The following is a 23,343-nucleotide window of genomic DNA, read 5'->3' as shown; positions in this document are numbered from 1 at the left end:
GGGCGTCAGCGTTTAGGTAACGACATCCATTTGCTTCATGATGTGCACAGTCGCCTGACCCCCATCGAAGCCGCCCGTTTAGGCAAGCTGCTTGAGCCCTACAATTTATTGTTTTTAGAAGATGCGGCCATGGCCGAAAATCAGGATAGCTATAATGTGATTCGACATCACACCACCGTCCCTTTGGCCATTGGCGAAACCTATAACACCCTATGGGAATGCAAAGATCTCATTCAAAATCAGCTTATCGACTACATTCGTACCGCGGCAACCCACGCTGGGGGGATCACGGCTCTGCGCCGCATCGCTGATTTTGCCAGTTTATATAATGTAAAAACCGCCCCCCATGGCGCGCCGGATCTCTCCCCTGTCTGTTTCGCTGCCCATATGCATCTGAATATCTGGGCACCCAATTTTGGCATTCAGGAATTTGTGGGTTTTGGTAATGAAAAACTCAATGAGGTATTTACCCACAATTTTAGCGTAAGCGATGGCATGGTATTGATAAATGACGTTCCCGGTTTGGGCGTAGAATTTAATGAAGAAGCGGCAGAGAAATACCCCTACAAGCGTTCATACCTTCCCGTTAGCCGTTTAGAAGACGGCACCGCATGGCATTGGTAATGACGCACAAATAGACAGCGCGATACAAAGAAGGAATACAAAATGAATAAACCGCTAACCGTTTTAATTCAAGGCACAGGCTTTGCCGGACAAGGTCATGCAGAGGCATTCCGCTACGCTGGCGTGGACGTCATCGGCATGGTGGGACGTACTGAAAGTGTCGTTACCAAGGTGGCCAAAGAAATGGCCATTCCCTTTGCCGGCACCGACTGGAAACAGGCATTAACCCAGCTTAAACCTGATATTGTCTCCATCGCTACGCCCGGTGGCGCCCACCAGCAAGCCATTATTGATGCCATCGAGGCCGGTTGCCACGTGTTCAGTGACAAACCTTTAACCACGGATGGCCCTTCGGCGAAACAACTCTCCGATCTCGCCGAACAAAAAGGCGTAAAAACAGCCTTTGCTGCCAGCTTCCGCTATATGCCTGATGTGATCCACGCTAAACGCCTTGTGGCCGAAGGTGCCATTGGTGAACCCCAAGAGATTGAATGCATTTCACACTTTAATCTGGAAAAACACATTCCCTTTGGCTGGTCACACCGCGCCGAAGACGGCGGCGGCCGGTTAAACAATAACTTCACCCACAAACTGTCTATCGTCACCTCCATCGTGGGTGAGAAGATCCTCTCTATTATGGGGGAAGTCAGAGACGATTTGGAAAAAGCACCCATTGTGGAAGGCGTGCACAATTTTAAAAAGCGTCGGGAATTTATTCCTAAGGACATTCATGATCCTAACCTGAAATGGGGAGAGTCCAACGTAGAGTGGTCGTATACCGTACTGGCCCAAATTGAAAGCGAGTTTGCCAAAAAACCAGTTTCCGTCTTATTTAAACATGGCGGGCTTCACCCGCGTTTTAACGAAGATCACGTGGTCATTTATGGCAGTAAGGGCGCAATATATATCAAGGGTCATTATGCCAGCGGCCCACTGTATCTGTACGATGAAAATGGTCAGTGGATTGAAACCCCACTGCCTGATGATATTGCCAAGAACCAGCCTGAAGGCGAAGGTGACACCGAACGCAACTGGCGCTACCTCATTCGAGAACTGGTGCAGGATATCAAGGGAGAAGCCGTGGCGCCCTACCAAACCTTTAAAGAAGGTGCCCAATATCAGCAGTTAATCGATTTGATTCGACAAAACAACAATTGGGTAGATGTAACTCACCTTCAATAAAAAGGCCGTCTCATGATATATGAATATCTGGTAATCGCAGGGTACTTTTTGTTGATCCTGGGAATAGGTTTTGCATTTAAGTCTATGGCGAAAAACTCCACCAGCGATTACTTTCGCGGTGGTGGTCGTATGTTATGGTGGATGGTTGGCTCCACGGCCTTTATGGCCCAGTTTTCAGCCTGGACATTTACCGGTGCCGCAGGCAAAGCATTTACCGATGGCTTTGCCATCAGTTTGGTGTTCTTTGCCAATACCTTTGCCTACTTTTGTGGCTGGCTGTATTTTTCAGCCCGCTTCCGGCAAATGCGGGTAGACACCCCCACCGAAGGCATAAAACGACGTTTTGGCCCTGAAAACGAGCAGTTTTTTTCCTGGGCATTAATTGTGTTTAGCATGATCAACGCCGGCGTATGGCTTAACGCACTCGGTGTATTCTCCAGTGCCGTCTTTAATGCTGATATCAGCTTAACCATTGTTATCACAGGGCTAACGGTTTTGTTCGTTTCGGTGCTATCCGGTGCCTGGGGGGTTGTGGCCTCCGATTTCGTCCAAACCCTGATTGTGGCAGTGATTTCTATTGCTTGCGCCATTGTCGCCTTAATCAAAGTTGGCGGACCTGTTACTTTGGTAAACGACTTTCCGGTAGATTTTGTGATGGGGCCGGATATGAATTATGGCGTGCTCTTGTTTGGTACGTTTATTTTCTTTTTAACCAAACAGTTAATTACCATCATGAACCTCAACGATTCCTTTCGTTTCCTCAACGCTAAAGACTCCGTTAACGCACGTAAAGCCGCGTTGTTGGCCATGGTACTGATGGGCATTGGCAGTATTATTTGGTTTATTCCCCCATGGGCCTCGGCCATTTTATATCCTGATGCCGCTTCTGCTTACCCGGAACTGGGCAACAAAGCCGGTGATGCCGTGTACTTGGTGTTTACACGCAACGCCATGCCTGTGGGAACCGTGGGGCTACTGTTAGCCGGATTGTTTGCCGCCTCCATGTCTTCCATGGATTCCGCACTCAATAAGAACGCGGGGATCTTTGTACGTAGTTTATACCAACCCTTTCTATTAAAACGAAAAACGGACGTCACAGACCAACACCTTTTACGGGTTAGCCGTGTGATAAGTTTTATCAGTGGGATTCTGGTCATTGTGGTTGCCTTGTTCTTTAAATCCCTCAAAGAACTTAGCCTATTCGAACTGATGATGAACGTGTCCACCATGATCCAGGTGCCCTTGCTTATTCCCCTTATTTTTGGCCTGTTTATTAAAAAGACCCCCCAATGGGCACCGTGGATCACCGTTGCCCTTGGTCTGACAGTGTCCTGGATCATGACCTATGTTATCACCCCGGATGTGTTTGCTCAGTGGATTGGACTCGAACAAGGTTTCACCCGCAGAGAATCCGTTGATGTGGGACTGATGCTCATGATTGTTGCCCACCTTTTTGTTACCGCTGGGTTCTTTTGTGCCACCACCTTCTTTTACAAGTCGCAAAATGATGCCCACCGCACCGAAACCGATGATTTTTTCAAAGATATGGAAACGCCGGTTATCGCGGATTTTGAACAGGACGACTATGACCGCCAGCAGCGTAACAAGCTTGGTCTTATGGTGATCATTATGAGCGTGGGTATGGTGGCAATGATGGCCATTCCTAATCCTATGTGGGGCCGCTTGGTGTTTCTAGGTTGTGGCCTGGTGATGTTTGCCATTGGCTGTTTATTAAAATACAGCGCCCGACCTGTGCTTAGTGCCCCCCAAACAGAAGGAAAGCTAACATGAGCGTCCCCGGACTTTCCTTCAAAAAATTTGTACTAGGCGCGGTTAAAGGTACTTGCCTGGTCGTCTTTTTGGCACTCAACGTCGGTTGCAAGGGGACACATTCCGAGTCTGCCGTTACCCTTACCCATGGCGTGGATACCTCAGCCGGTGGGTTACCGGCTTATATTATTACAACAGAGAATGCCACCTACTATCTGGAGAAATCCGGTGGTGGCCTGTCCAGCCTCTTGGACCAGGATGGCATAGACTGGATAGGGTTTAATCATATCAAAGGCTCGGGCTGGAAAGGGGAATATCGCGGCTTTCCCAATGCCGTACATAAACAAGACGGCAACTTCTTTCATGCCATGAATGCCGGAACCGATCCCGCCACCAGTGAGATCACCATCCACGCACCGAATCATGTGCGTATTGTATTTACCTCAGAGAATGGAAAATGGGAAGGCCAATGGGATTTCTACCCCACCCGCTGCGACTTTACTATGACAACAGTCAGTCCCGGTTATCAGTATTGGATCCAGTATGAAGGTGTACCCGGCGGCGAAATGAATAAAACCGACTTTTGGTTTAATTCCGCCTCACCTGACAAGCACCCTATCGAGGACGCCTTTAGCGGCGACTTACCCGCGCCGGAATGGTTTGCCTTTGGTGACAAAAATTTCCCGCGCATGCTGTACTTTCTAAAACATGAAGATGACGACCTTCCTGACGATTATGTAAGCCGCCCCTTTATGACCGTACTCGGGTTTGGCCGCCAAAATAAGGACAAGTTTTTAAGCTCACCGGTACGTGTGTCCTTCGGATTTGTGGAGTCAGTGGACTACAAAGCAGTACAACAAGCAGCCACAAGGCCCATGGCAACATCAGCAAATTAGCGAAAAAGCGGCCCACTTCATCAGAGGCGCCGCTTTTTTATATTGAATCAATATACGCTTCTACCACCATTTTCACGAACTGCTGACAAGATCGGGCCGTGGAGGAATCATACTCGCCCTCATTGGTCAGATTGTTAGATAAAACCCGGATCCCCAGAAAGGGCACTTGGTAAGCGTGAGCAATTTGCGCCGCCGCAGCACTTTCCATTTCTTCGACACTGGTGCCAAGGGTTTCATGAAGCCAATGAATACGATCTAACTCATTATTCCAAAAATTACCGCTGCCGATGGTGCCGGTTACAACTTTGCCTCGGGTATAGCTGGATTTCAGTGAAAGCGCCAATTCGATTAGCGCAGGATCACCGGCGTAATAACGGGCTTTCTCTGCATCCCTCGCCCCTGCTCCTTCTCCAGCGCTGCCTTCAGAGGCCATCAAGTCCATCGGTACCCAATCAAAAGGCTCCGAGCCTTCCCCTGCCTGACGTTTTGGCGTTTTAAAGTTCGTTGCGTTCACGCTACGGGCACCTAAAACAATGTCTCCTACCTGTAAAGCAGGATCATGTCCCCCCGAGGTGCCCTGATTGATAATAAGCCGTGGATGATATCGACTAATGCCGATTGCCGTAGCCGCTGCCGTGTTTTCCAGCCCCTTACCGGTTTTCACCACGACCACAGGGTAGCCTTTTAATAAGCCGCGATAAAATACCGCATTTCCCGAATACTCCACCCTGACATCAGCCAGCAAAGACGCAAAGTACTCAGCTTCAATGGGCATGGGTCCCTGGATCATAACCGGTGGCTGAGGTGTGTTGACTGGCGCAACGATAACCGCCTTCCCCCCATCTTGCGCCACTGCCCATTGGGCAACAAGCAGATTTATCATCACAATACACAAGCATAAAAAGCGACTAACAACCCGTTTCATGGAATTTGCTCTCTTTGATTACATGACTATTTGTATGTAAGCATACCCTGACGGCTTGAACATCACATCTATGATCCTGTTTTTGAAAAGAAACGGTAAGGCTAAGCTTAGATATGTTTGCGATCTTGTAAGATGATTTACTCGATACACCGGGTATGTAGCGCCCTATGGCACACAGACACGTATTCACCATGATGGGAAATACAGAAGAAAAATAGATATCTATGAACAGAAAACGTCAGTCAGCATGTTAACTGACTGACGTTTTCAGACACGATTAGTGACAAGAAGCCTCTTATAAAGATAATAGCGATGTGGCGATGTCCAGTATGGGTTCGCCATTGTATACGCGTTTTACCAATGGTAGGTATGCATTGCGAAACGCTTCCACCTCAGCCAATTGACCAAAAACCGCCTCTAATTTCACAAATGACAATGGATCATGGCCCGTATTTGCGGCAGCCTGATGCAATTGTTCAGACATAGCATCTTGAACCTGTAATGGCTTGCCATCTTCAGAGGTATGTTTATCCGAGTAATAACACCACGCGGCAATGGTCAGTGCACTTAACTGGATATGGCCGTTTTGCGCAAGATTATCCTTAACCGTAGGCAACAAAAATACGGGGATTTTTGCTGAACTTTCAAGACAAATACGTGACAGCGCATCTTTTATATAGGGGTTAGCAAAACGGGATAGCAACACACCTTTATAGTCTTCCACATCAATGCCGTCCACCGAATCTAAGGTAGGCATCACTTCCAAACTCATAAAGGCAGATAACAGTGCACGTAATTTAGGCTCTGCCATGGCGCCATGAATGGTATCCAGACCAGCCACAGAACCTACCAATCCCAGCACCGAATGACCGGCATTGAGCATACGCAGTTTTAGTTTTTCATAGGGGGCCACGTCAGGCACAAACTGGGCACCAACTTGCTCCCATAAAGGACGGGTATCAGAAAACTTATCTTCGATGATCCACTGATGGAAAGGTTCGCACACCACCGGCCAGCCATCGGAAATTCCCATTTCCTGCAATTTTTCTCTATCAGCATCCACAGTTGCCGGCGTGATTCTGTCCACCATGGAGTTAGGAAAACACACGTTTTCTTCAACCCAACTGGCAAATGCCCCATCGCTAAGACGAATAAAGGACAACAACATCTTCTTAAGCACATCACCGTTATGCTGAATGTTATCGCAAGACATGATGGTAAAAGGCGTTTGCCCTGCCGCTTTGCGTTGTTTTAACGCCGCGGTTAAAAAGCCAAAGACGGTTTTTGGCGCACCTGGATTGGCAAGATCAAACTGAACATCTTCATTGCTTGCAATAAAATCACCGGTGGTAGGATCAAAGTTGTATCCCCCTTCAGTAATAGTCAGCGACACAATTTTAGTGTCCTCAGATGCCATTTGATTGATCACACGCGTGGGGTCATCCGCGGCCATTAAAAAGTCTGTCATGGCACCAATAACCCGCGCTTTATGCTCACCACTTGGATGCTTTTCAACCAAGGTGTAAAGATGATCCTGCGCAGCAAGGATCCCTTGCATACGTCGATCGCCTTCACGCAGACCGACGCCGCAAATTCCCCAGGATAAGTCACCGGTTTTTTCCATAATAGCATCCACATACATGGCTTCATGTGAACGGTGAAATCCGCCCACACCCACATGTACAATACCTGCCGTGACGTTTTCCACCGGATAACCAGGAATAGCAATATGCTCAGGTAATTGGTTTAACTTATCCCTGCCTAGTGAAATGCATGATTGCGGTTGCATATAAACCCCTTATTTAACGAGTGCTTTTTGGCGACGCATCGCCCAATAAGCCGTAGAAAAGTATATTAGTGTGCAAGCAAAACCCAGATTGAAAAACAGGTCCCGGTTAGTTTCATAATGTGCCATATCACCACTCATCAGGAAGGTATTTGCTGCCATGACGATAGTCACAAGAAGACTGGCCACAGAGACAAAGCGTAACAAACGGCTAACCACGGAAGTATCATCAATATGATCAGGCAGCTTTACAGCCTGCTCAGTCTGATAGGCTTCCACTTGCTCACAAAACGCATTCAGTTCTGCTTTTTCCTGGGTGTAATCTTCTTTGGCACCATATTTCCCAGCCAGTACGGTATACACCGCAATGGTGAAGAACCACGTAGGAATAAACAGGTAATAGAAAGAAATCACATCCAGCGCATTTAATCCAAAACCGAAAACCAAACCTAACCCCCAGCTTGCTACCGCTGGCGTACTATGGGTAATATTTTTAAATTGTGCCCAGTAGCGGGTGTAACCGATCCGCGGAAAAATAACATGTTCGGCAAACACAATGGCCCCAACAGGCACCACTAATAAACCCGCATAGGTGAGCAACGGCAGTAATTTTGTAAAGACGAACGGGAAACAAGCAATACATACGGTAACCGCGCCGACCACCGCGGTGGTTTTATTCCGCGATTTATCTTTGAAAATCGCCTGCGCCGCCAAACCGGCACGATACAAGTTGGCATTCGCCGTTGTCCAACCCGCCACAATAACAATGACTAACCCAGATAAACCCAAGGCATGATAGGCAACATCACCCGGATCAAGCTGAACAATGGATTTTTGAACTAAAATGGCCGTACCCGCGCCCATGATACCGGCTGAGATCCAAGCAATATAATGACCAAACAACATGCCTGCAGAGGTACATAATCCATAGCGCTTACGCTTAGCATAGCGCAGTAACGCCATATCAATAAGACCAAAGTGCGTAATGGTATTGGCTGCCCAAGAGAAGCCAATCACTTCAATCAGGCCGATGCCAGGCTCACCACTTGGTGTTAATCCTGTCCATACCGAGGATGTACCGATTTCCATGAAATCAGCCCAACTACTGACAAGGGTGGTACCAATAACCGCATCAGACAACACGGGCATCAAAATCAGTGGACCCGCAATAAACATGGTAAACAGCCAAGGAGCACAGATTCGAGAAAAATCCGACACAGCATTAAAGCCATACATGGCCACCAAAACCACAATAACCCCCACAGCAGCCACCACGGCAACAAATGCCATATTGGTAGGATACCAGTTTAGTTGGGCAGGTATATCTAGAGCGAACCGGACGGCGGTGGCCGAAACGGTTATCATGGCCGCAGAAATAACGGTAAAAATGACGACATTGGCCCAGTTATACAACTTGGTCATTGAATCGCCAGCAATTTTCTGCAAATACGTATACAGACTAAGACGGGTTTCTACCGCAATAGGCGTGGTAATAAGTGTCCAGCTCAGTACGGCTAATAGATTACCCACCAGCAAACCAAGCAAAATATCTGTCATCGTCGCCCCGAGGGCAACAAAGGTAGCGCCAAAGACAAACTCTGTGGCAGCGACGTGTTCACCGGCGTATAAACCCATGAAGTGTTTCCAGCCTTTTAGCTGGTGCTTTGCAACGGGAAGTTGCTCGTCACTAATCTGTGATATATCAATCTTATTTGAAGTCGAACTCATATTTTTCTCGCTTCATTTGCACATAAAATCTGGCTGACAATTGCAACGAGTCTTTTTTATATCGTTCGTCGCACTAATGGGCATTTACTCTACCTATGAGATATAGCCCGCACGGATAGTTACATAATATCCTCAAAATGTAAACAGAATTAACAGGGCAATCGTTAAGCAATAGTTAACAGTTCCCTAGGCTACCTTTTTAAAAAATGCATAAAACTAGGGAAAAACACCATAAAAATTTGTTTTTAATGCGTTTTTCACAAAAAACCTAATAAGGCAGTGGCTAATTGTTAGGCAAACGTAAACAACCCTTGACCACGAACATGACATAGTTGAGCATGAAATCACATCATGAGCTAATGCTCTTAACAATAAAAGGACACAGTTTGTATACGAGATAATCACAGATAAGATTGGGCCTGTTTGACAAAAGCGGGGTTAGGCGAAGCGGCAAAGCACCACCTTGTCAAAAAAGATAAGGTGGTATCTGGGTATCGTTAACCGTAATATCCAAAAGTAATGCCGTTGAGCTTTTGCGCCGCCAGACACAAAACAGAATTAAGGTGCTGGCTTTATTATAAAACAAGAATACGACTTCCCCGTAAAGGGTAAATACATGAAAAAGGACATCCAACTTATAATATTTGACTGTGATGGCGTGCTCATTGACAGTGAGGTATTGGCGATGAGAATGTGGCAACAGGTACTCAAAGAGCGTGGGGCAACCCTTACCCCCGCCTATTTCGTCGATCAGTTTTTAGGAAAAAGTGTGCAAATCGTTGAACAATGCGTGGAACGTGATTTCGGGATCACATTAAAGCCCGACGATTTTGCCATGTTCCATCGGCGCTTACTGGCATCCTTTAGTGCGCATTTACAGCCCACTGAAGGGATCACCTCATTGTTAAAGGCATTAGCCGTACCCTATTGTCTGGCCACCAGTAGTCCTGTAGAACGCACCAGTCAGGCATTATTTTGCACCTCACTGGATAGATTTTTTCCTCACCACAGATTTACCCGATCTCAGGTGAAACGTGGCAAGCCGGCACCGGATTTGTTTCTCTATGCCGCCCAATGCATGGGCGTAGCGCCGGCCCATTGTCTGGTCATTGAAGATTCACCGGCCGGATTAGAAGCCGCCCATGCAGCCGGTACCCAAGTGTTACGTTTTACCGGCGCCAGTCATCTAAAATATTTAGCGCGCTCCGATTCCGATGAAGCAAGTGTATCGAGTTGGCAGGCATTTAGGGCGCGTTTTCCCGCATTATTAAAACATCATTCTATAAAAGACACGGAATAAGTATGAGCAAGAAGTTACAACAGGAAAATCAACGTCTCGACGATGCAGCCAGGGCTGGCTGGTTATATTATGTCGCAGGTAAGACACAAGATGATATTGCTAAACGACTGAATACCTCCAGACAAAGCGCCCAACGCTTAGTGGCATTGGCGGTTTCAGAGGGGCTGGTTAAAGTAAGACTGGATCATCCCATTGCCCGTTGTATGGAGCTTGCAGATGCCATAAAACAACGCTTTGGACTGAAGTTTTGTGATGTGGTGCCGGCATTAAACGACGATCCTAATTCCACCCTGGGGTTAGGACAGGCCGGAGCCGCAGTCATTGAACGAGAGCTCAAATCAGATACGCCTAAAACCATCGCCTTTGGCACCGGACGAGTACTGCGGGCCTGCGCCGATGAAATTGCCCTTATGCATTGCCCTCAACACAAAATCGTTTCCTTGGTCGGTAATATTACCAGTGATGGCGCTGCCACACGTTATGATGTGGCCGTGCACATAGCCGATCGTATTAAAGCACAACATTATCCTATGCCGTTACCGGTAATCGCCTCTTCAGAAGAAGAACGCCAGCAATTGCATCAGCAGGCACACATCGCCCGCATTCTAATGTTGGCAAAACGGGCCGATGTCACCTTTGTTGGTATCGGCAATCTGGGTCAAAGCTCGCCTTTGCATGTAGACGGCTTTATTGATAACGATGAAATGGGCACACTTGCCGTTTCCGGCGCTGCGGGGGAAATTATCAGTTGGGTTTATAATCTGGAAGGCGCCATTGTTGATTGTGAAATCAATCGACGGGTAACCAGCACGCCTTTGACCTTATCGTCAGACAAACCGGTGGTAGGCATTGCCGCTGGGTTGAACAAGAGCAACGCTATATTAGGTGCTCTTCGCTCTAAACTGATCAACGCCCTTATTACCAATGAAACAACGGCGGCTTATTTATTAACAGCCTAGTGGTAACAAAATTCGCTCAATAAGGTGGTGAGACGCCGCTCACCACCTATCACACTAATAACCGTACTGGTTCACAAACTGGCGCTTGTCTTCATCGGTAGCCGATTCGTTACATTCACCCAAAATATTTATCCGTTTTTCCGTTTCATAGGTATCTATCTCTATATACCCTTCTCGGCAATAGCCGGTTTCTGCCAGTTTCATATCGAGCAGTTGGAACACCTTCTCGGTTTTATCCTCGTCACCTTTTCCATTATCTTTACCACCACTACGATCCGGAGGTGGCCCCATACCATCACCGCTGCCACCGCCTGGTGGTCGGCCTCGTCCTCCGCCAGATCCACCTTTTTTATCGGCCTGCATCTCAACACTAAAACTGAACATTTTAGAACCATCAGGTTTAATATTCGTCACAAACAAGGCATGTTCTTCCGGCGCAGGTTCGGGCTTGCTGGCACAGGCGCTAAGTATAAGCACCGGTGCGACGCACAAAGGTAGAAGGAGAGTTTTTTTCATATAATTTTCGTCTTTAGGGCTCGGGGTCGAGCGTTAATCACCATCTATTAGTGGTGGGATCAACGCTAATAGTTGCGCCCGTTTGTGTAAGATTTTAGTAAACCTTAACAATCCTTCATTATTTGTTCATTAGATGACATTAATCGGCGGCATTGAGAGCATCGTCAATATCCTTAGCACTGTGCCGATTTTCCACAAAACCTTCATCACCACTGGTACGATTTACCATACGCCCACGTTTAACCGCAGGACGTTGGGCGATTTTTTCTGCCCATGCCACCAGATGTGTATATTCATGTACCTGTAAAAAAGTGGCGGCATTGTAGGAATTATTAATCACCAGATTGCCATACCATGGCCAGATGGCAATATCAGCAATACTGTATTCATCTCCGGCCATAAATGCATTGTTTGCCAGATGTTTGTCTAACACATCAAGCTGGCGCTTAATTTCCATACTAAAACGGTTAATGGGATATTCCATCGGGTATGGGGCATAGTGATAAAAATGCCCAAAGCCGCCCCCTAAATAAGGTGCAGAGCCCATTTGCCAAAATAACCAGTTATAACAGGCCACTTTTGCATGGTGTTCCTTTGGAATAAAGGCATCAAATTTTTCTGCCAGATAACGCAAAATGGAACCGGATTCGAACAGTTTCGTTTCTGGTGTGGTGGATCTGTCAACCAAAGCCGGAATTTTCGAATTTGGATTCACATCAACAAATCCTGAAGAAAACTGATCCCCCTCGCCAATGTCGATTAACCACGCATCATATTCCGACTCTTTAATCCCCGCCGCCAGCAACTCTTCAAGCAAGATGGTGACCTTTTGCCCGTTTGGCGTGGCCAGTGAATACAGCTGCAAGCTATGCTCACCCACCGGCCTATCTTTTTTGTGGGTAGCACCGGAAACGGGACGGTTTATACTCGCCCAGCGATTGCCGTCATCCTCTGGTGCTTGCCATATTTTTGGTGGCGTGTAGTTGTTTTCGTTGGTCATAACTTTCCTCTGCGCTAAACGGTTGGGTAACTAAACTTACATATTGCTTTAGAAGGGTAAATATCAACACCCCCCGCCCGAGATGTTCGACCAATTACCCAACACAGCGCTAAACAACATAAATGCTAGGGTGTTGCGTCGCCATTACTGGCATTTTCAATACGTGCTTCAATACGCGGGTGGGATGAAAACCATTGGGAGACACTTTCATTAGTCGATGGCATCAGTAACGCCAATTTTTCCATCGCTTGAGCAAAGATAGCAGGATCTCTATGCATGGCTTTTAATTGGGCAAGGGCGTAGTTATCAGCCTCCCATTCATGCTCCTGAGAGAACTGGTTGTGTAATACGGTACTCCCCACCCCCATAAAAAGATCTAACGCCCCGGTTACATCACCAAAATAGGTGCTAATCATGATGGTAGCAAACAACGACTGAGCCACCATCTGCATGGAATGATTATGTTCAACATGACCGACTTCATGTAATAATATTGCATCGAGTAAGTCTTGTTGATTATCAACCAAGTTAATGATTTCATCAGTAAAGACAATGGTGCCATCAGGTAACGCAAAGGCATTAGGCCCCAATGGCCCACCTTGCCGAAAAACAATGTTAAAAGCCTTATGCCGGGTGTGGATCACGGCCAACACCTGATTAAATTGAGCCCGTATTTGCTCTTTTTCGGCTAAGGGCAACTGGGAAGGCCCCATCATGGAATAATCCAGTACCTGTAATGTTTGTTTAGATGCCATGTGTTTCACACTTTCGGGTACGTATGCGGCAAAGTTCACCGCAGCCCAGGGTAGAAGAAAACCCAATAATCCGTATAAACTTAACGGCACCAACAATAAACTGACAATAAGCCATTTACGCTGACTTTCCATGGCAAACAAGGTCGCGCCCTTTCCCTTATCCAACCATTGGTCCAAAGCGTGAAATGTTTCACAGACAATTTTATCACCCTGCGGTAAATAAATTTCCCGAGGCAGGTTTCCCAGTTTAGATTCGGCCACACAAGATAACCATGGGTATTGCCCTAACAAGGTGTTGTTGTTCTCATAACGAACAACCAAGTGGTCATTTTCCAAACTGCAGCGAACCGGCAGAGCCGGTCCCCCTTTAGCGGAATAAAAAAAACCTTTCACTGTTGGCACAATATTTAGCCTAATGCCACATCAACATCAAACAAGGTTGCCGCTTCATCGCCCAGCGCCCCCACCTTACTGGGATCATCCGCTACCACCTCCTCGATGCCCGGCAAAATAGCCACTTGGGTCGCATTGGCATAAAAGCGAGCGCTACGAACCCGTGCCCAGGGAATAGCTAAACCCAATGAACAGACGATCCCTAACATATTGCTAACTCGTAGCCAGATAAGCGCCCAAACTCCCACATTTGAGGAAAATTCTGCCACGCCTTCAACACCTGTGTGGGTGAAAATATGATTACGGATACGGGCAGAATAAAATCCGGAAGCCAAAACATAAGCTATTCCATACAGTGCAAAAAACCCCATGCTAAGTAAGCTTACCATTCCTTCTTGTAGTTCATCCGTGGGACGTTCAGTGACTAAAAGTGTGAAGGACACACCTAATAACAATCCTCCAACCATAAAGATGCCCATGGCGATCCCCAGGGCGCCAAGACCGCTACCATAATACTCGGCAGTACTCAAACGCGAAGAAAATTGACGGTCACCATAGCCGCTGCCATCGATAAGATACGCATCAATTTTCTTCAATACGATGGGCAAGATGGTATACAAAGTAAAAACACTGGCGATTGGCAGTAAAAGCAACACCACAAAAGCCCGTTTGATGCTGCCATCGAAATGAAAACGTACATGTCGGTATGCGGTCATACGCAACTTAAACCGATAGCTGAGTACCACAAGCACCGGCGTCAATACCGCTAGCGTGAGCGCCACTATTGCGCCGGCCAGCGGATGCAATGAACTAAGAAGAAAATAGCAGGCAAATAAACAGACCGCGATGAGGCGACCTTTAAGAATTTGTAGCGGAGTCGCCAAATAGGTAAAACGGTGTCCGTCGATATCCGTATTGGCATAAAAATAGCGGTTGGTTCTAACTTTGGCCCACGCCGAATAGATACCCAAGGTGACAATACTCAGCAATACATTCACAATCCAAATAGAGAAATACTCGCCAGTACTACCGTAAAAAGTAACCGGTGAGTGGCGAAGCACGTCATTTTGCTCACGGGATACTGACGCCGGTTCGCTCGCGGCCTGGGCTGAAAACGCCGCAATTCGGCGCTCCAATTCTGCCGCCCGCTCTGGATAGCGTTGTGCATCAATACTGCGTCGCGCATCTTTTAATTCAGACAGTGAATATTGACTATAGTCTATAGACGAATCCATGTTTACTGCTCCCTGTTATGACTCCAAGTTTATGTAAATTCAGCAAATAAAACATAAACATACTTAAAAGCATTGCTTGCAGCAACTTTTTTTAGGACAAACAAAAACCCCAGGTACGGTGTAAATTTTAGGACAAACAAAAACCCCAGGTACGGTGTAAAAACCAATGGACACGGGATTGTTCAAGGTGGGTTAAGACAAATTTTTGCCCCCTACGGATCCCAATCACGTCTGAGGTATATAAGTGGCCTTTACTACCGGATACCCCACTGTGCATTTATCCTTCACGGTAATCCTAGTGTAATTCTTATAGGCAGTAAGCAGCATGTTGCATTTGCAAACAGTCTTACCATTAAGATAACGAAATGTAACAAACTTTCATAAAACACGTAATAAAACCAGAAATAAAGCATTTTCTGTAAGTTTATTACAGAAAATGCTTTATTTCTGGTAATTTTTGTTCATAATATCCCCATCGACACAGAGAAATCTTGTTTTATTACACTTTCAAGGAATCATTATGAAACTTTCTACATTCGCCATTGCACTTACTCTTTCAGTTTCATCTGTGCAAGCTTTTGCACAAAAAGTGATTCTGAAACCTGTTAACGACAATCTTGAAACCCTCGCCTGTGTTACCGCGGCCAATGAAGGGTACACAGCAGCAAGAAAGTTAGTCAGAGAGAACGGAAAAGATTTTTCAGAATTTAGTACCACAGTGTCATGCAATGGCATGAGCTTACGCGCCTTTTCTCATCAATATTCAAATAACGCCGTGGCAGAACCTAGCAACGTGATTGCCCTAAGGGTGAAAGATGAAGATGTCGCCTCTCAGGCGTGTATTGATGCCACCCGAATGGGGGCGGAGAAAGCGCTAGAGAAACATGATCTGGAAGGGGAAAATATTATCTGTAACCACAGAACTATCGCCGCTTTCGCCCGTCAATATCAAACCGAAAACGTGGTTGTTCATGCCACTGCCGAAGAATAAGCGCTTTTTTTAAAAAGCCTGAAGCCGCCAGTAAATACACCTGTGTTCATGACAGGATTGCTGGCGGCTTTTTTGATCTTTGTGTCTATTCTAAACGTTCTTTTAGTTTACTTTGAAATGCGCGTATCCGCTCGGCATTTGCGCCTAAATCACTACGTCCCACCCGAGATTTACTACGTATATCCACCAAAGTTTTTGTTCCTTGCTGAGTAAACCGTACCACTACGTCATCTTTAAACCCAAACCAAAAAGAGGTGTGGGTCGCTTCGAGGGTATTGGGGCGGGTATTTTGGGTAACGAGTGTCCAACCAAGATCATCAATAACGGCTTGGGCCGCCATGGACACGGTTTCAAAATCGGCCTGAAAAACCTGGGTTTTGATATCTGGATACGCTTCTTTTTGCTGGCTCGCAACTTCGTCGCCGTCATAGTCTGGTGGATTAATAGCACCACTGCGTGCTGGCAACACACCCACAAAGGCTGGCGGCATATTCACATCGGTGGTTATATCATGAATAGGCGGAACCGAACGGCCAGTTTGCATTAAGTGTAGCGGGATCCCCACTGAAATCAGCACACTGACTAAGGTAGCGATGGTAGTACCTGCGCGCATGGTTTTACGTACAAATAAGGCTTGGACAATGAGAAGCACCAGAGCACTAATGCCGACACAAACGCCCCACCGTAAGCACGTAAATGCTGGATGCAAATCAAGTAATTCAAACTTATACAAGGGGCCAGGCAATAACACCATGAATAAGCCAACAATGGCGACAACAATAACAAGGACGTTCACGATTTTTATTCCAAACAGCAAAGAGATGTTAACAATCATGCCAGAAATAACACGGTGACGCGAAATAAGAATCTGTTTTAATTAAAATTCTGTGTCCACTTGGCGCTAGTTGTCCATTCATTTGCCCATTGGGGAATTTTTTCTGCGGGCATTGGCCTGGCGATACCGTAACCTTGAGCCAGTTCGCAGCCCATTTCCATCAACACTTTACCGTGCTCCAAGCTCTCTACCCCTTCGGCAATCACTTGCCTGCTAAAGGATACCGCCAGTGCAATCACCCCGTTAACAATCGCTTTATCATCAGCATCTTCAAGCATATCGCGAACAAATGTCTGATCAATCTTTATCATGCTGGCGGGCAAGCGACGCAAATACGTCAGTGATGAGTAGCCTGTACCAAAATCATCAATCGCAAAACTCACCCCTAATTTGACACATTCACTCATAATATCGGCGACATGCTTTAAGTCATCTAACTTACTGGTTTCCAGCATTTCCAGCTCTAATGAACCAGGTTTAACATCCGGACGGCGGGCTAAACGTTTTTTTAGATCGGCAACAAAATAAGGTTGTTGGATCTGCTTTGCACCAATATTAACGCTCACTGACAAATGGATACCCGCTTGCTGCCAAAGGCTCATCTGCGCAATAGATTCATCAATCACCCATTCATCAATATCAATACTCAATTGATGGTTTTCCACAATAGGTAAAAAGTGCACCGGAGAAAGAAGCCCCTTTTCCGGATGTTGCCAACGAATTAACGCCTCGACACCGATGATCTCTCCCGTTCGCATATTAACCTTAGGTTGGTAGAACAATATAAACTCGCGGTTTCTTAACGCTTCATCAATTCTGGCGAGTTTTTCGTGTCGCGCTTTAATAGCATCTTCAGTATCAATATCAAACAGGTGATAACAGTTTTTGCCTTTCTGTTTTGCCAAATACATTGCTTGATCTGCATAGCGAATCAACTGATCCGCATCGGTATGATCTTTAGGATATAAGGCAACACCAATACTGGCGGATAGTTGAATGGTATAGGTGTCAATGGTCACAGGCTCAGAGGCAGCCTTAAGCAGCCCGTTAAGAAGGGCATTTGCCTCTTCCGCTTCTGTGAGATTCGCCAACACGGCCACAAATTCATCCCCACCGAAACGCGATAACGTATCGCATTCACGCAGTGCGCCTTGTAATTTGTTTGATAATGCCAATAGCAATCGATCGCCAACATCGTGGCCGTATTCATCATTGACTTCTTTGAAGCCGTCTAAATCCAGTAGCGCCACGGCAACATATTTTTGCTCTAGTCTTCCTTGCGTCAGTGAATGTTCTAATCGCTGCGCCAATAGGGTTCTATTTGGCAGATTGGTGAGCACATCGTAGTGCGCCATTTTTTCCAGTTTATTTTGCTGTTCTTTGGCATCGGAAATATCACTGAAAATAGCAATGTAATTCTTAATATTGTCTTGCTCGTCCTTCACCACACTAATTGTAAGCAATTGCGCGTATATTTCGTCATTCTTCCGCTTGTTCCATATTTCACCGGTCCAATAGCCCTTTTCATCTAAAGACGCCCATAGGGCTTTATAGAAAGATTCTGATTGTAGGTTCGATTTAAGAAGACTCGGGTTTTTCCCTATGACTTCGTCACGACTGTAACCGGTAATGGAAATAAAGGTATCATTCACTTCAATGATGCGGGCATTGGGATCGGTGATAAAAATGCCTTCTCGGGCATGAGAGAAAACCGTCCCCACAAGTTTTAATCGTTCCTCCAGCTCTTTATTGGTCGTTACATCCTGCACTAAGGACGTCACCCCCACCACATCATCTTGTTGGTTAACAATTGGCGTGCTGTACCATTCACAGGTAATAATCTGCCCGCTTTTCGTTTTATTTTTGTTACTTCTTCGATGGCCGCTACGATCACTGACGATTTGACGAAACACCGATGAAAGCATCGTCGTCATTTCAGGTAAAAGAATCAGCTCACTGGCTGACTTGCCAATGGCCTCCTCTGCGGAATAACCGAAAATGCGGGTAGCAGAGCGATTCCATTTAGTGCAAATCATATTGCGATCCCAGGTAATACACCCTAAGGGGGTATTTTCAATATGCCCGGACAATTCTCTTTCACTTTCCTGAAGCGATGACTGACTTTCTATGAGTTTTTGCTCTGCTTTGATGCGTGTTCTGGCCATAGAATTAAACCGACGCTGTAAGGCCACAAGTTCTTTAGCACCGTGTTGTTCTATTTGTTCAACCGCTTTTCCTTGTTCTAAATTTTCAGCCGATTTTAACAGCCGCTTTAATGGAGAAAGTAATGTTCGACGGATCCCCCAGCGGGCGATGAACGTCAAAGAAAGAATTAATACACCAAGGAAAAGGGCAGCATTGATAAAACGCTGATTAATGGCCTTTAACTGTTCATCGAATGGAATACCCACCGAAATCTGAATGCTGTTATTGCCGTCAATAAGAGGGCGAGACACAAACACCCGACCATTCTGAAATGAAGTAAGTATTTTCGGGGATGGGTTTTCGCTAGTAGTTTGAGATAATTTAATATCCGATTCTATGCGACTTAACCGTACCCCTAAAATACTGAGATCAGCCGGATAGCTGGCAATAATTTTTTGTTCTCTGTCGGTAATATAGGCATGGGAACCTTCAGGCAAATTGGACTTGGAAAGAAAATCGCTCCACCAATTCAGCGAAATAACCGCTACTGCCACCCCAACGATCTTGTTGTCATCGGGATGAATGACAGGATACGCAAAATTCACACTGGCGATACCGGTTACCCGATCGACCTGATATTCACCAATGGAAAAGCCCCTTGAATCCATAGCATCACGGATATAATCTCTGTCAGACACATTAACGGGGTAGCGTAATGATGTGGCGTTACACAGTAATTCACCGGATGCCAAGGGCACCCCTAAATTCACATAGCGACTGTTAACTTTAAGTACATTTTGCAAAAACTGACTACATTGAGGGGAGTCGGGAGATTGCACTTCATCAAAAGACACCAGGTTGCGCAGAAACACTTGGGTTTCTTCGATAAGAAAAGCCTGGAAATCCATGGTCAATTCCATAGTATTTAGCGCTTTTTGATTAGCCAGATCAATGGCGTATTGGCGTTCCTTCACCGATTCATAGATAAGCCCGCCTACCCCAGGTACAGCAACAATAACGATAAGTAATGTTAGTCTTGAATGAAGCGTTTTAAAAAACATTATGTACCTTTGGTATGCTGCATAGCCTCAGGCGCCAAACAGCTGAATATGAAAATAGCGTTACTCACAAAAAGACAGTGGCCAACAACGCACTGCATAGTAGATGAATTCATCGGGTGCAGAAAGTGAGCCTCTTGAATAATAGCCTCAATTTAATTGATGCAGATCAATATTTTCCCGCAAAAGATGAAAACCAAGATAGTAATGCCGGTTTATTCCTCTTGTTACCGGCTTTTTATAGAATTATCAGATACCTGCTAATGATGAGATTACAATCTTCCGGTCTCGGTGAAAAGTGTTTTTATTTTAGTTAAAGGAAGTTCCCCCTTTTATTTAATTATAGGTGAAACTTATTGGCATCGTCGGGGTTTATCACTAGAATCCTCTGCACTACCCTACACGGTTTTTCATGGTTAAGGCTGGTCCAAATGTTTGCATTTCTGCTGCATGGGTTTCCACTGGTATTTGCACTGGCATCCTTCTGGTCAAATACGGAGCGAAAACTGCTGCTGTTGAATTTAGGGCTTTGTATCTCGATTGCCTCTTTGTTGGTTTTCGAGCAGGCTTGGGGCGGCGCCATCGTGATCACCATCGCGGGGTTAAGCACCACTTATCGACTGGTAAAGCAGAAACTATTGTCTCCCCTAGCCACCTATTTGAGTTTATTGGTTATGACAGTCATCGTCATGGTCATTAATGTCATCACCCATCAAACTGGGCTGTTATCCACCATGCCTGTTTTTACTTTTATGACTTACCGTTTTGGTGAACTCTACTGCAAGGAGGCGGGGCTGCGTATTTGTATGATTGTGGGTTCCACAAATTTTATGATTTACGGACTTCTGACTCACACCTGGGGACTGGCATTGACAGAGCTATTATTTGCCCTGTCAAATTCCTGGTACTGGTTTAAGCTCAAACGACAGTTATCAAGCCATCCGGTAAGCGACTAGATAGCCTTATTTCGGTTGCAGTAAATCCCATTTATTGCCATACAAATCTTGAAAAACAACCACAGTGCCATAGGGCTCTTCCCGGGGCACTTCGTCAAACGTCACACCCTGTTCTTTCATGTTGTGATAATCCCGCCAAAAGTCATTGGTATGCAGAATTAAAAATACCGCGCCCCCGGTTTGATTTCCAATGGCACGGCGCTTTTCATCGGTATCGGCTCTGACCAACAACAAATAGGTACCATTGGCATGGGGCGGCGATATCTGAACCCAGCGGTTGTCATCGTCTAATGGAATATCTTCCACTAATGTGAATTGCAGCTTTTGTGTATAAAAGGCAATGGCCTCATCATAGTGTTTAACCATTAACGCGATGTTGGCAATTTTTTGTTGTACGACTTGCGACATATTTAGGTCCAATATTTTATAAAATTAACAGCGTCACTCCACTGAGATGGTGTTACGCGCATCTTTTCCCTTGACTCGTTTGAAGGGCAATTCACCTTTAATGCCCCTTGACGCAGCCAATCCCATCAAACAACGAAATCAGAGCATTCTAAATGGCTTCGGGCGGTACATACTGCCACATGTCTTAAACCATCACGCAAATTGTCGGCCTTTTTAGGGTGCGATAGCAATAGCCATAATCACTATTAACTTAACGTTGCACAGTAGCAGCAAGTTAAATTCAAAATTAGTTACTCAGACGTGAATGAACTATGTCCTTTATATGATTTTCGTTGGGATCGGCGTTTCCGCGATCATGGATGTAGCGTCTCCCTGGCTTTTGAGCATGTGGGCAAAAAGGTATCAGGGTGGGATCACTTATCTGCCATATTATCTGTCATTTTCTGGGCAACCTTCACAAAGGTCGCCAGCGCTTCTGGGTCAATATCCTGAGTCATTTGCTGCTGCATCTGTTGGGAAAACGCAAATAACGACTCTTGTAGTGCTTCGCCTTGGGGCGTTAAGGCCAACAATTGACTTCGTTTGTCATGAGGATTGGCCTCTTTTTTTACCAATCCCTGGGCGATAAGGTGGGTCACCAAACGGGTAATTTGTGCTTTATCCCGCTTAAAAAAGCCAGCTATATCCACAGCCGTTGTGGTCTTCTTTTTATGAATAATTTTTAAAACCCGCCCATGCATGGGCGTAATATTTAATTTTCTTGCATCCAGTTCACTGCAAAACTGCTGCTTAATGGCATGGGCTAAATGGAACGTGGCTTCAATGGTATTGACCGTCATATCATCCTCAAAATAAATATAGTTGACATTGTCATCTATATTGCAATATAGTTGCTTTTATCAATCATACTAAATGTAGACAATAAGTGACAGAATAAATGACAACCTCAGTACAAGTGCAAAAACGACCGCTATATCAAAAAATTATGGTTATTGCTTCTGTTATCCTCTTTGTGGGCGGTGCATTAACCGGGATCATGACCTACAAGAATGTGGGGATCACAGAAACTTTCATGACTGATTGGTTTTCATCATTTGGCATCGCGGCATTAGTCATGGTCCCTACCGGTTACATTATGATGACGGTGGTTAGCAAGCTTATCCAAATCAGTATGCCTAACAGCCGTAAAAAACATCAGCAAGTGGTGACGGGATTAACCATGGCAGTAATTATGGAGTCGGTGATGGCACTTTCTACCACAGCCAATACCATTGGCTATGCCGATAAGAACACCTTTTTGCTCGCCTGGAGTCAGGCTTTTATTACCGCTCTGCCCTTTGGACTTTGCATGGCAATAGTGATGTCCGTGTTCTTAAAACCTAAATTAGATCAATTTATGGCAAGTTGATTGGGGCCGGTGGCTTGTTGAGGGCGCCAAGGGGGGACAGGCGCTTATTGGGGCAAGGGACACGCGGCTAAAATGCGCTGATTGTAACGACTGGCATAAGCATGGGCTTGACTACGATAAGCCGTGGACTCACCCACCCGCAAGGTATCGGAGGTGCCTTTAAGTACCCGATAACCACATGTCTGACTAATCACCTTCAGTGGATATTGCGCCATATCGATACCCGGCAAGGATATAACCCGACCACCAAAAGCTAAAAATCGTTTATCCTGCTGTGCAATGGCACGCTCTGCATCCGCCACCGCATCGGCCTGAGTGATCCAGTACAAAGGGTGTTCAGTTTGGCTAACAGTTTGTTCACCACCGTGAGTATTTTCCCTCACCATCTTTTCGGTCACCCCAGGTGTATTTGTCCCATCGGCGGGCTCAGTTGCGGCCACTGACGTGGCCTTGTCCATGGTGCAGCCCGCTAA

21 protein-coding genes are annotated in these 23,343 nt (G+C 45.9%); 9 read left to right on the top strand and 12 right to left on the bottom strand.

All coding sequences use genetic code 11. The features are described 5' to 3' along the window. The 4 genes from V5298_RS12720 to V5298_RS12705 form a co-directional block, all read left to right on the top strand. Positions 1–624 (top strand): enolase C-terminal domain-like protein (locus V5298_RS12720; RefSeq protein ID WP_332931827.1); only part of this gene is annotated, 624 nt, incomplete at its 5' end. A gap of 42 nt (positions 625–666) precedes the next feature. Continuing rightward, entirely contained in the window at positions 667–1,806 is a 1,140-nt protein-coding gene (locus V5298_RS12715) for a Gfo/Idh/MocA family oxidoreductase (protein ID WP_332931826.1), read from the top strand. A 12-nt stretch (positions 1,807–1,818) separates the two neighbouring features. Further along, on the top strand, positions 1,819–3,597 hold the full coding sequence (locus V5298_RS12710) for a sodium:solute symporter family transporter (protein ID WP_332931825.1): 1,779 nt from the start codon (positions 1,819–1,821) through the stop codon (positions 3,595–3,597). Next, on the top strand, positions 3,594–4,472 hold the full coding sequence (locus V5298_RS12705) for a hypothetical protein (RefSeq protein ID WP_332931824.1): 879 nt from the start codon (positions 3,594–3,596) through the stop codon (positions 4,470–4,472). Before V5298_RS12710 ends, V5298_RS12705 begins: the two co-directional genes overlap by 4 nt. Before the next feature lie 37 nt (positions 4,473–4,509). Here the strand turns inward: V5298_RS12705 and V5298_RS12700 are convergent, their stop codons facing one another. The 3 genes from V5298_RS12700 to V5298_RS12690 all read right to left on the bottom strand — a co-directional run bounded on the left by V5298_RS12700 (position 4,510) and on the right by V5298_RS12690 (position 8,911). Then, complete coding sequence (locus V5298_RS12700; RefSeq protein WP_332931823.1) at positions 4,510–5,397, bottom strand: 5'-methylthioadenosine/S-adenosylhomocysteine nucleosidase; 888 nt, start codon at positions 5,395–5,397, stop codon at positions 4,510–4,512. A 295-nt stretch (positions 5,398–5,692) separates the two neighbouring features. Continuing rightward, positions 5,693–7,186 carry a mannitol dehydrogenase family protein gene (locus V5298_RS12695; protein WP_332931822.1) on the bottom strand — a complete coding sequence of 498 codons (1,494 nt, stop codon included), beginning with the start codon at positions 7,184–7,186 and terminating at the stop codon, positions 5,693–5,695. Between the two features lie 9 nt (positions 7,187–7,195). Continuing rightward, positions 7,196–8,911, bottom strand: coding sequence for a hypothetical protein (locus tag V5298_RS12690; protein ID WP_332931821.1), 1,716 nt, complete (start codon positions 8,909–8,911; stop codon positions 7,196–7,198). Positions 8,912–9,527: 616 nt separating this feature from the next. Between V5298_RS12690 and V5298_RS12685 the strand changes: the two genes are divergently transcribed. Then, positions 9,528–10,211, top strand: a complete 684-nt coding sequence (locus V5298_RS12685; RefSeq protein WP_332931820.1) for an HAD family hydrolase — start codon at positions 9,528–9,530, stop codon at positions 10,209–10,211. A gap of 2 nt (positions 10,212–10,213) precedes the next feature. After that, a complete protein-coding gene (locus V5298_RS12680) occupies positions 10,214–11,170 on the top strand; it encodes a sugar-binding transcriptional regulator (protein WP_332931819.1) in 957 nt (318 codons plus the stop codon). Positions 11,171–11,224: 54 nt separating this feature from the next. On the opposite strand, the gene V5298_RS12675 is transcribed toward V5298_RS12680, so the two are convergent. From V5298_RS12675 to V5298_RS12660, 4 genes are all read right to left on the bottom strand, one after another. After that, a complete protein-coding gene (locus V5298_RS12675; RefSeq protein WP_332931818.1) occupies positions 11,225–11,686 on the bottom strand; it encodes a hypothetical protein in 462 nt (153 codons plus the stop codon). Between the two features lie 139 nt (positions 11,687–11,825). Continuing rightward, positions 11,826–12,686, bottom strand: coding sequence for a glutathione-dependent disulfide-bond oxidoreductase (gene yghU, locus V5298_RS12670; protein ID WP_332931817.1), 861 nt, complete (start codon positions 12,684–12,686; stop codon positions 11,826–11,828). Between the two features lie 125 nt (positions 12,687–12,811). After that, entirely contained in the window at positions 12,812–13,843 is a 1,032-nt protein-coding gene (locus V5298_RS12665) for a M48 family metallopeptidase (protein ID WP_332931816.1), read from the bottom strand. A gap of 5 nt (positions 13,844–13,848) precedes the next feature. Next, positions 13,849–15,069: a YjgN family protein gene (locus V5298_RS12660; protein ID WP_332931815.1), complete on the bottom strand. Its 1,221-nt coding sequence runs from the start codon at positions 15,067–15,069 to the stop codon at positions 13,849–13,851. Between the two features lie 520 nt (positions 15,070–15,589). Here V5298_RS12660 and V5298_RS12655 point away from each other — a divergent pair. Then, entirely contained in the window at positions 15,590–16,060 is a 471-nt protein-coding gene (locus V5298_RS12655) for a DUF3718 domain-containing protein (protein WP_332931814.1), read from the top strand. Between the two features lie 85 nt (positions 16,061–16,145). Here the strand turns inward: V5298_RS12655 and V5298_RS12650 are convergent, their stop codons facing one another. Then, a complete protein-coding gene (locus tag V5298_RS12650) occupies positions 16,146–16,856 on the bottom strand; it encodes a DUF1499 domain-containing protein (protein ID WP_332931813.1) in 711 nt (236 codons plus the stop codon). A 77-nt stretch (positions 16,857–16,933) separates the two neighbouring features. Next, positions 16,934–20,101 carry an EAL domain-containing protein gene (locus V5298_RS12645; protein WP_332931812.1) on the bottom strand — a complete coding sequence of 1,056 codons (3,168 nt, stop codon included), beginning with the start codon at positions 20,099–20,101 and terminating at the stop codon, positions 16,934–16,936. A 428-nt stretch (positions 20,102–20,529) separates the two neighbouring features. Here V5298_RS12645 and V5298_RS12640 point away from each other — a divergent pair, with 428 nt between their 5' ends. Then, complete coding sequence (locus V5298_RS12640) at positions 20,530–21,054, top strand: YgjV family protein (protein ID WP_332931811.1); 525 nt, start codon at positions 20,530–20,532, stop codon at positions 21,052–21,054. A 6-nt stretch (positions 21,055–21,060) separates the two neighbouring features. Here V5298_RS12640 and V5298_RS12635 read toward each other — a convergent pair whose 3' ends face one another. Both V5298_RS12635 and V5298_RS12630 read right to left on the bottom strand, forming a co-directional pair. Continuing rightward, positions 21,061–21,462 carry a VOC family protein gene (locus V5298_RS12635; protein ID WP_332931810.1) on the bottom strand — a complete coding sequence of 134 codons (402 nt, stop codon included), beginning with the start codon at positions 21,460–21,462 and terminating at the stop codon, positions 21,061–21,063. Between the two features lie 413 nt (positions 21,463–21,875). Continuing rightward, the gene (locus tag V5298_RS12630; protein ID WP_332931809.1) at positions 21,876–22,301 is read right to left on the bottom strand and encodes a MarR family winged helix-turn-helix transcriptional regulator; all 426 of its coding nucleotides are present in this window, start codon (positions 22,299–22,301) and stop codon (positions 21,876–21,878) included. A gap of 98 nt (positions 22,302–22,399) precedes the next feature. Between V5298_RS12630 and V5298_RS12625 the strand changes: the two genes are divergently transcribed. Beyond that, entirely contained in the window at positions 22,400–22,870 is a 471-nt protein-coding gene (locus V5298_RS12625) for a DUF2798 domain-containing protein (protein WP_332931808.1), read from the top strand. A gap of 44 nt (positions 22,871–22,914) precedes the next feature. Here V5298_RS12625 and V5298_RS12620 read toward each other — a convergent pair. After that, positions 22,915–23,343: hypothetical protein (locus V5298_RS12620; RefSeq protein WP_332931807.1), on the bottom strand; the 429-nt coding region annotated here is incomplete at its 5' end.

This window comes from Alteromonas sp. 14N.309.X.WAT.G.H12 (assembly GCF_036697315.1).
GTDB lineage: Bacteria > Pseudomonadota > Gammaproteobacteria > Enterobacterales > Alteromonadaceae > Alteromonas.
Note: the sequence above shows the minus strand (reverse complement) of the source record. Positions and strands in the feature narration are given on the sequence as shown.

Excerpts from the sequence above, each read along its gene's own strand:
- V5298_RS12715 (WP_332931826.1), top strand. The coding sequence starts at position 667 with ATGAATAAACCGCTAACCGTTTTAATTCAAGGCACAGGCTTTGCCGGA.
- V5298_RS12710 (WP_332931825.1), top strand. The coding sequence starts at position 1,819 with ATGATATATGAATATCTGGTAATCGCAGGGTACTTTTTGTTGATCCTG.
- V5298_RS12705 (WP_332931824.1), top strand. The coding sequence starts at position 3,594 with ATGAGCGTCCCCGGACTTTCCTTCAAAAAATTTGTACTAGGCGCGGTT.
- V5298_RS12700 (WP_332931823.1), bottom strand. The coding sequence starts at position 5,397 with ATGAAACGGGTTGTTAGTCGCTTTTTATGCTTGTGTATTGTGATGATA.
- V5298_RS12695 (WP_332931822.1), bottom strand. The coding sequence starts at position 7,186 with ATGCAACCGCAATCATGCATTTCACTAGGCAGGGATAAGTTAAACCAA.
- V5298_RS12690 (WP_332931821.1), bottom strand. The coding sequence starts at position 8,911 with ATGAGTTCGACTTCAAATAAGATTGATATATCACAGATTAGTGACGAG.
- V5298_RS12685 (WP_332931820.1), top strand. The coding sequence starts at position 9,528 with ATGAAAAAGGACATCCAACTTATAATATTTGACTGTGATGGCGTGCTC.
- V5298_RS12680 (WP_332931819.1), top strand. The coding sequence starts at position 10,214 with ATGAGCAAGAAGTTACAACAGGAAAATCAACGTCTCGACGATGCAGCC.
- V5298_RS12675 (WP_332931818.1), bottom strand. The coding sequence starts at position 11,686 with ATGAAAAAAACTCTCCTTCTACCTTTGTGCGTCGCACCGGTGCTTATA.
- yghU (WP_332931817.1), bottom strand. The coding sequence starts at position 12,686 with ATGACCAACGAAAACAACTACACGCCACCAAAAATATGGCAAGCACCA.
- V5298_RS12660 (WP_332931815.1), bottom strand. The coding sequence starts at position 15,069 with ATGGATTCGTCTATAGACTATAGTCAATATTCACTGTCTGAATTAAAA.
- V5298_RS12655 (WP_332931814.1), top strand. The coding sequence starts at position 15,590 with ATGAAACTTTCTACATTCGCCATTGCACTTACTCTTTCAGTTTCATCT.
- V5298_RS12645 (WP_332931812.1), bottom strand. The coding sequence starts at position 20,101 with ATGTTTTTTAAAACGCTTCATTCAAGACTAACATTACTTATCGTTATT.
- V5298_RS12640 (WP_332931811.1), top strand. The coding sequence starts at position 20,530 with ATGTTTGCATTTCTGCTGCATGGGTTTCCACTGGTATTTGCACTGGCA.
- V5298_RS12635 (WP_332931810.1), bottom strand. The coding sequence starts at position 21,462 with ATGTCGCAAGTCGTACAACAAAAAATTGCCAACATCGCGTTAATGGTT.
- V5298_RS12630 (WP_332931809.1), bottom strand. The coding sequence starts at position 22,301 with ATGACGGTCAATACCATTGAAGCCACGTTCCATTTAGCCCATGCCATT.
- V5298_RS12625 (WP_332931808.1), top strand. The coding sequence starts at position 22,400 with ATGACAACCTCAGTACAAGTGCAAAAACGACCGCTATATCAAAAAATT.